Raw genomic sequence first — 12,359 nt, 5'->3', positions numbered from 1 at the left:
AGCTGAGCCGTGCATGCTAAATCCGGGACTATTGCTTTGGAATCCCGGCCTTCTCGATCACTTTATTCCACTTGTCGATATCCGACTTCAGCCGAGCGGATATTTCCTCAGGCGTGCTGGCTTTGGCCTCGATGCCGAGTTCGAGCAGGCGCTTTTTCACGTCGGGCTCGGCGAGGATTTCCTGCAGCGCCTGATTGAGCGTCTTCACGATTTCCGGCGGCGTAGCGGCAGGAGCAAACAGCGCATTCCAGGAGACCACGTCGTAACCGGCGACGCCCGATTCCTGCACGGTCGGAATATCCGGCGTGCTGGCCGAGCGTGCCGGCCCGGTCGCCGCCAGCGCCCGGATTTTCCCGTCGGCGAGGTTGCCCTTCAACGCCGAGTAGCTGTCGATCATGAGGCCGAGGTTGCCCTGCATGGTCGAGATCAGAACCTCCGGCGTGCCCCGATGGGGAATGATCACGAAATCGAGTTTGGCCGCAGTCTTGAACAGCTCGGCCGACAAATTCTGCGTGCTGCCGACATTGATGGTGCCGACATTGAGCGAACCGGGCTTTGCCTTGGCGGCCGCCATGAACTCCGCCAGCGTCTTGAACGGCGAGTCGGCGCTGGTCGCCAGGATAAAATCGAAATACCCCAGGCTCGAAATCGGCGCGAAATCCTTCAGCGGATCGTACGGCAGTTTGTTGAACAGCGAGACGCTGATCGCGGTTCCGTTCGACAGCAAGGCCAGCGTATATCCGTCCGCCGACGACGAAATCACCGACCGGGCCGCGGCAATGCCGCCCGCGCCGGGTTGGTTCTCGACGTAGAAGCGGCCGTTCAGCTTGGCGCCGAGCCGTTCCGCGATGACGCGCGCGGTGATATCGGCAACGCCTCCGGCGGCAAAGGGCAACACGATGCGCACCGGCTTGCCTGGGTAGTTGGTCTGGGCCCAGGCCTGGTGTTGGGGGACGGCAAGCGCCAGCAGCACAAGCACAGCCATGGATGTCCCGAGCAGAATCCGGGAGACGGCTTTGGAAAATGTCATTGTGGTAGCCCTGCCTTGATGGATCAGTTCGCCACCCGGTCACTTGATGGGCGGGCGTGGAAGCACGGCGTCTCCTACCTCCATCCGATAGACGTAGTCGAGAGAAAACCAGGGCGTGCCGATATCGCTCGCGGTCGGATGCGGCTCGTCATGGCGCACGAAATCGCCGATCAGCGCCTTGGTCACGCCAAACTGCACGTCGCTGTCGATGTGAGGATCAGCAGGATCGTAGACCTGGGAAATCAACACCTTGAATCCCGGCTTGAAGATCAGCGCGTGAAGATGCGCCGGACGATAGGGATGCCTGCCCTGCTGCTTCAACAGCCGGCCGACCACGCCGCTGGTCGGAATCGGATAACCCGTCATCATCACCGACCGAAACCAGAAGCGGCCATCGGCATCGCTGGTGAATTTGCCGCGCAGGTTCATCTCGGCCTGCTCGGGATCCTGGTTTTCGTAGAGCCCGACCGGCGAAGCGTGCCAGATATCCACTTCCGCGCCCGCAATCGGCTGGCCGGCAGCGTCCACCACGCGCGCGGTGACGAACAACGGCGCGCCCGGCGTATCGGAGCGGACGATGCTGCCGCCGTTCTCAACGCGCGGAGAGTTCAGCCGCCAGAACGGCCCGAGCAGCGATTGCGCGGTTTCGGTATTGCCCTGGTCGCCATTGTTCAAGAGGCACACCAGCGACGACACGCCGAGCGAGCCTGCCATCAGGATGATTTCGTTGTGCGTGTCGGTCGTGAGTTTACCGAGCTCGCCGATAATGGCGGCGGCTTCGCGGAATTCCGCCTCGGTCAGCCTGACATCGCGGACAAAGCCGTGCAGGTGCTTGACCAACGACACCATGATTTCCCGCAGCCGCGGGTCGGACGTCCGTTCCATGACAGATGTCGCGGCAACCGTGACGTCCTGCTGACGTTCGATGATCATCGCGCACTCCCCCGGCCATAATGTCTTCTCCCCTCCCCCCGCGAAGCGGTGGGGAGGGGCCGGGGGGTCTATCAGCGCGCACGACTCTCAGCGAATTTGCTCAGACGCCCCCCCACCCCCGACCCCTCCCCGCCACGCGCAAGAGCGCGTGGGAGGAGGGGAGTAAGAGCATCGGCAAGCGACGCTAAACCGAATCAGATGATCACGAAAGGGACGGTCACGCCGCCGCGATGACGCGCCGGGCTGCGTCGAGCGCGCGTTGCGCGCGGGGGCGCGCATCCATCGTCTTCGCCAGTTCCAGGGTCGGGACTTCGATGCTGATGGTGGTACCCGCCGGCATCGCGCGCGCCAGCCCAACGAGGTCGATGCCGCCCTCGCCGGGAAACATCCGCTCGGTTCGGGCCGCCAGCATCATGGCTTCCGTCGTCGCCGGCCGCTCGGCCGGGCCGTCGCACAACTGCCAATAGTGCAGCCGGTCCGTGGGAATTTTGCCGAGGTCGCCGATCGAACTTCCCGACCGGTCGAAGTGCATCGCATCCACCAGAACGCCGGCATTGGCCTTTCCGACTTTCTCGACTATCCGCCACGCGGTCGCAAGGTCGGGCACCGCTGTCCACGGCATGAATTCGAGATCGGCTGACAACCCAAAGGGAGCCGCGGCCTCGCAAAATGTCGCGAAGCGATCCGCAAACCTGTCCAGGACGGGATCATAGGCCGCGACCAGAATGTGTTTCGCGCCGAGCCGCGCGCCGGTCTCGAACAATGCGGAGAAGTCGGCGATGTCGGTTTCCGGTCGCAACGCGACCACTTCCAGGTCCGCGACCGTCACCCCGGTCGCACCGAGCCGCGCGAGGGTTTCCTTCAGGCTCGGCTCGTCTTCCATCAGCAGATAGGCGACGCCGCCTGGTGTCGCCGGCAACAGCCGGATTCCGACGTGCTCATAGCCGCAGGCCGCTGCGACGTCGACCAGTGCCGGCGGCGCCAGTTCGAGCACGGTCAGCGCGGCAAGCGAAAACGACGGCAAGGTCAGACCCAGGCGATACGCTTGTCCAGCGCGAAGATCCCCTGATAGATCTCGGGGTCGCCGACATCGCCCAGCACGTCCGGCGCCATTTCGGCCGCCTTGCGTACCGCGCTACGAAGCGAAGCCTCGTCGAGCGTTTCGATCAGCAGCAGGCCGGCAAACACACCCTCGTCTTTCCGCATCCCCTTCTCGATTGTCGGCACCGAGGTCCTGGCGATATCGGTGGCACCGATCTGCACCGCGGCGACCCCATCGAGCGCGGCAATATCATCGGCCAGGCGCTTGGGGTCTTCCGGCAAGCGTTCGAGACGCAGCGCGACGATGGTGGCCCCCTCGCCGCGCCCGGCCCGGGCCGTCACCACGCCGCCGCCGCGAATGAAGTTTCCGAGCTGCGGCATGATGCGCTGCGACCACGGCGTCGGCGCGTTGAGCCGCGCGAGGTAGGCGGGGCCGTCGAGAACCTCCGGCGCTTGCAGCTCGTAGAGAATGAAGAAGCGCTCGATGTCGGCGCGGACGGCTCGGAACACGCGATTGGCGAGGAACCCGTCGGTGGTCACCCGCTCCGTGGTGTGCTCGCGCGTCAGCCAGTGACGATAATCGGTCAGGTTCGACCGCTCGACATCGCTCCAGATCGCCAGGAAACCCGCTCCGCGCATCGTGATATCCTCCCGAACCGTTGATCCCAGTTCCTGGAATCATAGATCTGTATTGCTGCCCATCCTTCGAGACGGCCACTTCGCGGCCTCCTCAGGATGAGGTTTTACCTGCTGAAACACAACAACCTCATGCTGAGGAGCGAGCATCGCGAGCGTCTCTAAGCATGGGCAGCAAACGACTCCTGTCTCGAATAGTTGCCTATGCCTTCGCCCGCAGGCCGTGCAGCGACGCCGGAATCCCGTCCGGCAGTTTTCCGAGCTTCTGCACGGCGGCGAGGATCGCGGCGATATAGCCGTAAGGACCGAGACCGCAGATCACGGCGGTGGACGCGGTGGACGTGATCGAATGCCGGTGCAGTTCGTCGCGGGCGTGAATATTCGAGATATGAACCTCGATTTTCGGACCTTCGAAGATTTTCAGCGCGTCGATCAATGCGATCGACGTGAACGAATAGGCGGCGGGGTTCATGATGATGGCGTCGGCATGGCCGTGCGCCGACTGGATCAGGTTGACCAGTTCACCTTCGAGATTGGACTGGTGAAACGAGATCGTGATCCCGAGGGTGGCGGCGAGCGCCTGGCAGCTCGCCTCGATCTCGGCGAGCGTGGTCGAGCCATAGATGTGCGGCTCCCGGATGCCCAGGAAATTCAGGTTCGGTCCGTTCAGGATCATGATTTTCGCGGCCATCGTCGTCCCCTCCGTTGCACTGAATTCAACCCGGCCAGCCGCCGAACCATTTGCAGACACCGAACAGAACCACGAGTTGCGCTATCATGAAAGGCAAGACGCCTCTGCGGCAAGCATCGTCGTCGCGTCCGATGCCGCAAGCCAGGCGAAGGCGAGGGCCGGCCCGAGCGTGATCCCGGGGCCGGGATAAGTCCCACCCATGATCGACTGCATGTCGTTGCCGCAGGCATAGAGGCCCGATATCGGCCGGCTGCTTGCATCCAGCACGCGCGAAGATTCGTCCGTGACCAGCCCCGCCGACGTGCCGATGTCGGACGGATAAAGCCGAAGCGCATAAAACGGCGCGATCGCGATCGGGCCTAGATTGGGATTGGCCCCGGCGGCGGACGCATCGCCATTGTGGTTCTGGTAGACCGTACTGCCCCGGCCGAATTCGAGATCGAGACCGGTTCTTGCGTAACCGTTCATCCTTTCGACCGTGTTGCGCAAGCGGTCAGGATCGATCTTCAATCGTTGCGCCAGCTGCTCGATGCTGTCACCGGCGATCAGGTATCCGTCGGCCAGAGCGGCGCGCGCCCCCCAGCCGCCGGGGCGCACCATGCCGAGGCCATATTTTCGCAGCGCCACCGCGTCCGCAATCAGAAATGCGGGGACAGCCGACTTGCCCTGGGCCAGCATCTCCAGCGCGAATTGATGGTAGGAGATCGCCTCGTTGACGAAGCGGCGGCCGTTGCTGTCGACCACCAGCGTCCCCGGCTTGGCGCGGTCGAGCACGAAGTGCGGAAAGACCGCCTGCGACCCGTCGCGCCGGCGCCGGATCGAGGCCGGCGCCCAGAAGGCGGCGCTGAGATCGCGGTCGCTGATGCGGGCGCCGGCCTCGATCGCCTTGTCCTGCGCGTCGCCGCTGGCGCCGGGCGCGACGGCGGACCACGCCACATCGGTCCTCAACGCCGCAAACCGCCGTCCGGCGTGCCGGCTGAATCCACCACCTGCCAGAATCAGCCCGCCCCGGATGCCGATATCCCGCGTGACCCCGCCCGAAATCAGAACCGCCGAGGTGACGCGGCCGCTTTCATCCCGGACAATTTTTTCGAGCGACGTGTCGGTCAGAATATCGACGCCGCGCCGGATCAATGAATACAGCAGGCGGCCGACCAGCGCATTGCCCATCACCAGCCGCGAGCCCCTCGGATAGCTCAGCCGGTCACGCCCGTACCGCGCCAGCAGCTTCGCGGCATGCAGCAGCGATTTCATCGACGTCGCCGCCGACAGCAAATGACCGATGTCGGTGCGGTCGACCATCATGCCGCCAAGCAGCGTGAACTCCGGAATAGGCGGGCGAACGAGGCGAAGTGAATCGCCCAGCAATCGCCCGTCGAACGGCAGCGGCTCCAGCGCACGGCCCGCTACGACAGCGCCCTCCAGTTCCGAGCGGTAGTCCGGATGGCGGGGATAGGCGCGCAGTCTTACTTCAGAGTGGTTTTCCAGCACCTCGACCGCTTCGGGGCCGGCCTTCAGGAAGGCCGCGCGCAAACTGGCGTCCGCCCGGTTGCCGATGATCTGCTGCAGATATCGCTCGGCATTGTCAGTGCTGTCGGACCCCGCGACTTCAGAGGCATGACGCGTATTCGGTATCCAGATCGAACCCGCCGACAGCGCCGAGGTGCCGCCGACAAAACCTGATTTCTCGACCAACAGGGTCCGGGCACCGCGGATGGAGGCAAATAGCGCAGCCGACAGGCCGGCGGCGCCGGCGCCGATCACGACGACGTCGTAGCCGGGGGGAACGCCGCGCAAGTCAGCATGATGCACGGGCGTTCCCCTCCAAACCCGTCATTCCGGAGCGATGTGCAGCATCGAATCCGGAATCTCGAGATTCCCCGGCGCGCAATTGCGCACCTGCGGTCTGGTGCTAACGCACCATCCCGGAATGACAAGTTGTCAGTCCAGCTTCTCGATCGCCATCGCGACGCCCTGGCCGACGCCGACGCACATCGTCGCCAGCGCGCGCTTGCCGCCACGCTTCTCCATGCCGTGCACCGCCGTCATGGCAAGCCGCGCGCCGCTCATGCCGAGGGGGTGGCCGAGCGCGATGGCGCCGCCATGCGGGTTGACGAAGTCGGCATCGTCAGCAACGCCGAGCTGGCGCAGGCAGGCGATGCCCTGGCTGGCAAAGGCTTCATTGAGCTCGATCAGGTCGAAATCGCTGATCTTCAGGCCGAGCCGCTCCATCAGCTTGCGGGTCGCCGGCACCGGGCCGATTCCCATGATGCGCGGCGGCACCGCGGCCGAGGCAAGGCCCAAAATCCGCGCACGCGGCGTCAGACCGTGCTTCTTCACCGCGGCCTCCGAAGCCAGGATCATCGCGGCGGCACCGTCATTGACGCCGGAGGCATTGCCCGCCGTCACGGTGCCGGGATTGCGCACGATCGGTCTTAGTTTTGTGAGGCCCTCGAGGGTGGTTTCCGGACGCGGGTGTTCGTCCTTGTCGACGTTGACAGGGCCGGCCTTACCGCCGGGCACCGACACTGCCGTGATTTCCTCGGCAAAATAGCCCGACGCGATCGCGACGCCGGCACGCTGCTGCGAGCGGATCGCGAACGCGTCCTGATCGGCGCGCGACACCTGGAATTCCTCGGCGACGTTCTCGCCGGTCTCCGGCATCGCATCGACGCCATATTGCGCCTTCATCAACGGATTGATGAAGCGCCAGCCGATGGTGGTGTCGAAAATATCGGCCGAGCGCGAAAATGCTTCTGCCGCCTTGCCCATCACGAACGGCGCCCGGGTCATCGATTCGACGCCGCCGGCAATGGCAAAGTCGATCTCGCCGGCGCGGATCGCGCGGCCGGCGGCACCCACGGCGTCGAGACCGGAAGCGCAGAGACGGTTGAGCGTGAGGCCGGGGATCGATTCCGGCAGGCCGGCCAAGAGCAGCGCCATCCGCGCCACGTTGCGGTTGTCCTCGCCGGCCTGGTTGGCGCAGCCGAAATAGACCTCGTCGACCGCGGCCCAGTCGAGCTTGGGATGCCGCGCCATCAGCGCCTTGATCGGCACCGCTGCCAGATCGTCGGCGCGCACTTTGGCGAGCGAACCGCCGAAGCGGCCGATCGGGGTGCGTACGGCATCGCAAACAAACACATCGCGCATTGAATCTCTCCCTGAATGCCGCGTTTGGCGAGTTTTAGGAGCGCAAGCGTGGCAGGTCAATTGAGGACGACGCTGCAGTTCCCTCTCCCGCGCTTGCGGGGGAGGGTTAGGGTGGGGGCTGTCTCAGCATACACCGGCGCCTGTTGAAGCATTCACCCACCCCGGCCCTCCCCCGCAAGAGCGGGAGAGGGAGAAGATGGCAGTTTCGCAAACGTGGAAAACCCACATTGCGGCGGCAAACAGATAGGACCGCTCACCAAAATTTTGTAGTTTGCGCCGCAATGACGATCCAGCAATCCATCCCCGTTCCGGCCGCGCCCGCCACCCCAGCGGAGGACACGGCGCGCGTGTCGCCGATGATGGAACAATATCTCGAGATCAAGGCCGCCCATCCCGGACTGCTGCTGTTCTACCGGATGGGCGATTTCTACGAATTGTTCTTCGAGGACGCCGAGATCGCCTCGCGCACCCTCGGCATCGTCCTGACCAAACGCGGCAGGCACCAGGGCGCGGATATCGCGATGTGCGGCGTGCCGGTGGAGCGTTCCGAAGACTATCTGCATCGGCTGATCGAGGCAGGTCATCGCGTCGCGGTGTGCGAACAGCTGGAGAACCCGGCCGAGGCACGTAAGCGCGGCAACAAGAGCGTGGTCCGCCGCGGCGTGGTGCGGCTGGTGACGCCGGGCACCCTGACCGAAGACACGCTGCTGGAAGCCAGGGCCAACAACTATCTGCTGGCCATCGCGCGGTCGCGCGGCTCCGCTGGCGCCGACCGGATTGGCCTCGCCTGGATCGACATCTCCACCGCCGAATTCATCGTCACGGAATGCGCGACCGGCGAACTCGCCGCCACGCTGGCGCGGATCAATCCCAACGAGGTCATCGTCACCGACGCGCTCTATGGCGATCCCGAGATAGGGCCGAGCCTGCGCGAATTGCCGGCCGTAACGCCGCTGACCCGCGACGTCTTCGACAGCGCCACCGCCGAGCGGCGGCTATGCGACTATTTCGCGGTCGCCACCATGGACGGGCTCAGCGCGATGTCGCGGCTGGAGGCCACGGCCGCTGCCGCCGCCGTTACCTATATCGACCGCACCCAGGTCGGAAAGCGCCCGCCGCTGTCGCCGCCGTCGCGCGAGGCGTCCGGCACCACGATGGCGATCGACCCCGCCACCCGCGCCAATCTGGAATTGACGCGGACGCTGGCCGGCGAGCGGCGCGGCTCGCTGCTCGATGCGATCGACTGCACCGTGACCCCCGCCGGCTCGCGCCTGCTGGCGCAGCGGCTGGCGGCCCCTCTCACCGACGGCGCCGCAATTGCGCGGCGGCTCGATGCCATCGCCACCTTCGTTGCCGACAGTGCGGCGCGCGACGACCTCAGGACCATTCTGCGATCGGCACCCGACATGTCGCGTGCGCTGGCGCGATTGTCGGTCGGACGCGGCGGCCCGCGCGATCTCGCCGGCCTGCGCGACGGCATTCTGGCCGCCGATGCGGCGCTGGCACGGCTCGGACAACTCGAAGCGCCGCCGCCGGAAATCGCTGCCATCATGGAGGCGCTGCGCCGGCCGTCCCGCGAATTGGCGCGCGAATTCGAGCGCGCGCTGGCCGAGCAACTGCCCCTCATCAAGCGCGACGGCGGTTTCGTGCGCGAGGGCTATGAGGCCGCGCTCGACGAGACCCGCAATCTGCGCGACGCCTCCCGCCTCGTCGTCGCCGCGATGCAGGCGCGCTACGCTGACGATACCGGCGTCAAGGGCCTGAAGATCCGGCACAACAATGTGCTCGGCTATTTCGTCGAAGTGACTGCGCAGCACGGCGACAAGCTGATGTCGCCGCCCTTGAATGCGACCTTCATTCATCGCCAGACGCTGGCCGGCCAGACGCGCTTCACCACCTCGGAACTCGGCGAGATCGAAGCCAAGATTGCCAACGCCGGCGACCGCGCGCTCGGGCTGGAGCTGGAGATTTTCGAGCGGCTGTCCGCGATGGTCATGGCCGCCAGCGACGATCTGCGTGCAGCAGCCCATGCCTTCGCGTTGCTGGATGTCGCGACCGCATTGGCCAAACTCGCGATCGATGACAATTACGTGCGGCCCGAGGTCGATGGCTCGCTCGGCTTTGCGATCGAGGGCGGCCGGCATCCGGTGGTGGAGCAGGCGTTGAAGCGCGACGGCCACCCCTTCATCGCCAATGCCTGCGATCTCTCCCCCGGACCGGCGCAAAAGTCCGGCCAGATCTGGCTGATCACCGGCCCCAACATGGCGGGCAAATCGACCTTTCTGCGCCAGAACGCGCTGATCGCGCTGCTGGCGCAGACCGGCAGTTTCGTGCCGGCCACCCGCGCCCGCATCGGCATCGTCGACCGGCTGTTCTCCCGCGTCGGCGCCGCCGATGATCTGGCGCGCGGCCGCTCCACCTTCATGGTGGAGATGGTGGAGACCGCCGTCATCCTCAATCAGGCCAGCGAACGTTCGCTGGTGATCCTGGACGAGATCGGTCGCGGCACCGCGACTTTCGATGGCCTTTCCATCGCCTGGGCGGCGATCGAGCACCTGCACGAGGCCAACCGCTGCCGCGCGCTGTTTGCCACGCATTACCATGAACTCACCGCGCTCTCGGCCAAACTGCCGCGGCTGTTCAACGCCACGGTGCGGGTCAAGGAATGGCAGGGCGACGTCGTGTTCCTGCACGAAGTGCTGCCGGGCTCGGCCGACCGCTCCTACGGCATCCAGGTGGCAAAGCTCGCAGGCCTGCCGGCGCCTGTCATCGCGCGCGCCAAATCGGTACTGGCCAAACTCGAGGCGCAGGACCGCGGCCAGGCCGCCCGTGTGCTGGTCGACGACCTGCCGCTGTTCGCGGTGCCGTCGCGCGCCGCCGCCGAACCGGCGCCGCCGAGCGAGGCCGAGCAATTGATCGAGGCGTTGAAGGCGCTGCATCCCGACGAAATGTCGCCGCGCGACGCGCTGGAGGCGCTGTATGCGCTGAAGGCGAAATTGCCGAAATAATAACCGGTGCGCCGGGGACCGTCAGCGGCCGGCGAACGGCTGGATCAGCTTCAGCGTGGCGGCGAGGCGGATGCTGCGCTTGCCGGCCAGCGCGGTCGCCTCTATTTCGGCGCCGCCGGCATCGCAACGGCCGGAGAAGCCGATGCCCACCTCGTAACCGCCGAACAGCGGATGCTCGCTTTTTGCCGGGGTGTGTTCCTGATTGACGAACTCGCCCTTCCAGCGGCCGTTCGCCGAGGCGTAGGCGCCGAGGTAATAGAAGAAGGCGTCGCCGCCGAGGATGCGGCCGTCATGCAGCAGCATCACGCCGGTATGCCCGCCGGCAACGCCGTCCAGCATCCTCATATCGATCGAGTAGAGTCCGCTGACGATGCTGCCGTCGCCAACAGCGCCGGGCGGCGGGATATCGTCATTGCCGAGCGGCGTCATCACGGCGCGAAACACCGAACCGGCATCCTCCACTACCTCGCCGGCGAAGCGATAGCGCGGCCCCTCCGGCCGGCCACGCATGCTGATGGTGACCGCGTCGGAACTGACCAACGACCGGTGATGCGGCGACGCACTGTGGCGCCGGGTCCTGAGCCTGGCGATGATTTCCCCGCCCACATCCTGGTAGCTGCCGAAGTGGGCGAAGGCCGTATTGCCACCGAGCATCTCGCCGTCATGGGCGTACAGCACGCTGCGGCCGGAGCCGTCGTTGATATCGTATTCGACCTTGTACAACCCCTCCACCGCGCGCCCCAGTCTTGTCCCGCGGCCAATCTAGCGGGTCTAGCGGCAGGGGTAACCATCAATCTTGTCCGCAGGGTGGGCAAAGCCGACGGGTCGCGCAAAGCGCGCACCCGATGGCGTGCCCACCATTGATAAATGAGGACCGCGATAGATGGTGGGCACGGCGCGAAGGCGCGCCTTTGCCCACCCTACGGCTCTACGCGCGCCAACTTCCGCCGGCTCCACCACCACAGCCCGAGATTCCAGCTCACGCAGATCGCCAGCGCGATGCCGAGGCCGATCGTCGAGCCGAACCGCGAGGCTGCGACATTGATCATCGCGATGGCGATGCCCAGCCCCATCAAGCCGCCAGCGCTGTTGGCTATCACGGCGGCGGTTGCAGGACCACCAATGCGCGGGTGCAGGATCAGCATCATGCTGGTGAACACCACCGGGAACAGCGCAATGATGCCGCTGACCTTGGGACCGACCCAGCCCGACGCCGTCACCACCGTCGCCACCAGGGTGGCGACCAGCGAGGCGCGCAGCGGGATGTCGTACCAGCGCCGCGTGATCAGCGGCATCCTGACGTGGCGGAAGCGCCGCAGCAGCGGCACGCAGATCGCAAAGGCAATGACATTGACAGCCAGGCCGCCGGCCAGCGTCCAGTGCACCGAGCGAATGATCGAGGCCAGCGCGATCCACACCGCGACCGCACCGAGGCAGCTGACCACCGCATTGTGGCGCTGTGCCAGCACGACATAGGTGAGGCCCAGCAGGATCGTCGCGGCGTTGATCGGCAGGCTGGCCAGCGCGCCCTCGGCGATGAACGCCGCGTCATGATCGAGCGCGAGAAAGACGTAGGAAGGTCCCGCCGAAATCGGCAGCGTCGCGACCAGCGCGCCGATCACCGGACCGGAACGCTCGGTGATCACGGACGCCGTCACCACGAACGCCGCGGTGATCGCCATGCGCAGCAACAGCGTCAGGAGGAAGGCGAGTTCGGGGGACATTTGCTGTCGTCCCTGCGAACCAGGCTGTGTGAAAAGTGGGTGTGTTAACATCATTTGGAGTGGATTTTCTGATTCGGGGGCCGTGATGGCGCATGTCACCGGAGCGTCGCGTTATCAAGCGACCTTGTTTCCTGAGGTTCTGGACG

General features: G+C 65.5%; 10 protein-coding genes. 1 reads left to right on the top strand and 9 read right to left on the bottom strand.

The features are described 5' to 3' along the window. Positions 1–28 precede the first annotated feature (28 nt). The 7 genes from Q7U29_RS17575 to pcaF form a co-directional block, all read right to left on the bottom strand. Entirely contained in the window at positions 29–985 is a 957-nt protein-coding gene (locus Q7U29_RS17575; RefSeq protein ID WP_304743595.1) for a tripartite tricarboxylate transporter substrate binding protein, read from the bottom strand. A gap of 84 nt (positions 986–1,069) precedes the next feature. Beyond that, on the bottom strand, positions 1,070–1,963 hold the full coding sequence (locus Q7U29_RS17570) for a dioxygenase (protein ID WP_304743593.1): 894 nt from the start codon (positions 1,961–1,963) through the stop codon (positions 1,070–1,072). A gap of 217 nt (positions 1,964–2,180) precedes the next feature. Then, complete coding sequence (locus Q7U29_RS17565) at positions 2,181–2,987, bottom strand: sugar phosphate isomerase/epimerase (RefSeq protein WP_304743591.1); 807 nt, start codon at positions 2,985–2,987, stop codon at positions 2,181–2,183. 2 nt (positions 2,988–2,989) lie between these two features. Then, complete coding sequence (locus Q7U29_RS17560) at positions 2,990–3,643, bottom strand: hypothetical protein (protein WP_304743589.1); 654 nt, start codon at positions 3,641–3,643, stop codon at positions 2,990–2,992. A 199-nt stretch (positions 3,644–3,842) separates the two neighbouring features. Continuing rightward, positions 3,843–4,331: a type II 3-dehydroquinate dehydratase gene (locus tag Q7U29_RS17555; RefSeq protein WP_304743587.1), complete on the bottom strand. Its 489-nt coding sequence runs from the start codon at positions 4,329–4,331 to the stop codon at positions 3,843–3,845. Positions 4,332–4,415: 84 nt separating this feature from the next. Beyond that, positions 4,416–6,143 (bottom strand): FAD-dependent oxidoreductase, encoded by a 1,728-nt coding sequence (locus tag Q7U29_RS17550; protein ID WP_304743586.1) that lies wholly within the window; start codon positions 6,141–6,143, stop codon positions 4,416–4,418. 129 nt (positions 6,144–6,272) lie between these two features. Continuing rightward, entirely contained in the window at positions 6,273–7,481 is a 1,209-nt protein-coding gene (gene pcaF, locus Q7U29_RS17545) for a 3-oxoadipyl-CoA thiolase (protein ID WP_304743584.1), read from the bottom strand. Between the two features lie 281 nt (positions 7,482–7,762). On the opposite strand from pcaF, the gene mutS reads away from it, so the two are divergent. Then, positions 7,763–10,489 (top strand): DNA mismatch repair protein MutS, encoded by a 2,727-nt coding sequence (gene mutS / locus Q7U29_RS17540; protein ID WP_304743582.1) that lies wholly within the window; start codon positions 7,763–7,765, stop codon positions 10,487–10,489. A 21-nt stretch (positions 10,490–10,510) separates the two neighbouring features. On the opposite strand, the gene Q7U29_RS17535 is transcribed toward mutS, so the two are convergent. After that, positions 10,511–11,221 (bottom strand): GrlR family regulatory protein, encoded by a 711-nt coding sequence (locus Q7U29_RS17535; protein ID WP_304743580.1) that lies wholly within the window; start codon positions 11,219–11,221, stop codon positions 10,511–10,513. 188 nt (positions 11,222–11,409) lie between these two features. Next, positions 11,410–12,213, bottom strand: a complete 804-nt coding sequence (locus Q7U29_RS17530; protein ID WP_304743579.1) for a hypothetical protein — start codon at positions 12,211–12,213, stop codon at positions 11,410–11,412. Between the last annotated feature and the right edge of the window lie 146 nt (positions 12,214–12,359).

The sequence above is a fragment of the Bradyrhizobium sp. genome, from assembly GCF_030654605.1.
Taxonomy (GTDB): domain Bacteria; phylum Pseudomonadota; class Alphaproteobacteria; order Rhizobiales; family Xanthobacteraceae; genus Bradyrhizobium.
The sequence above is the reverse complement of the archived record's forward strand: the minus strand, read 5'-3'. Positions and strand labels throughout refer to the sequence as shown.

Excerpts from the sequence above, each read along its gene's own strand:
- pcaF (WP_304743584.1), bottom strand. The coding sequence starts at position 7,481 with ATGCGCGATGTGTTTGTTTGCGATGCCGTACGCACCCCGATCGGCCGC.
- Q7U29_RS17555 (WP_304743587.1), bottom strand. The coding sequence starts at position 4,331 with ATGGCCGCGAAAATCATGATCCTGAACGGACCGAACCTGAATTTCCTG.
- Q7U29_RS17530 (WP_304743579.1), bottom strand. The coding sequence starts at position 12,213 with ATGTCCCCCGAACTCGCCTTCCTCCTGACGCTGTTGCTGCGCATGGCG.
- mutS (WP_304743582.1), top strand. The coding sequence starts at position 7,763 with ATGACGATCCAGCAATCCATCCCCGTTCCGGCCGCGCCCGCCACCCCA.
- Q7U29_RS17575 (WP_304743595.1), bottom strand. The coding sequence starts at position 985 with ATGGCTGTGCTTGTGCTGCTGGCGCTTGCCGTCCCCCAACACCAGGCC.
- Q7U29_RS17570 (WP_304743593.1), bottom strand. The coding sequence starts at position 1,963 with ATGATCATCGAACGTCAGCAGGACGTCACGGTTGCCGCGACATCTGTC.
- Q7U29_RS17560 (WP_304743589.1), bottom strand. The coding sequence starts at position 3,643 with ATGCGCGGAGCGGGTTTCCTGGCGATCTGGAGCGATGTCGAGCGGTCG.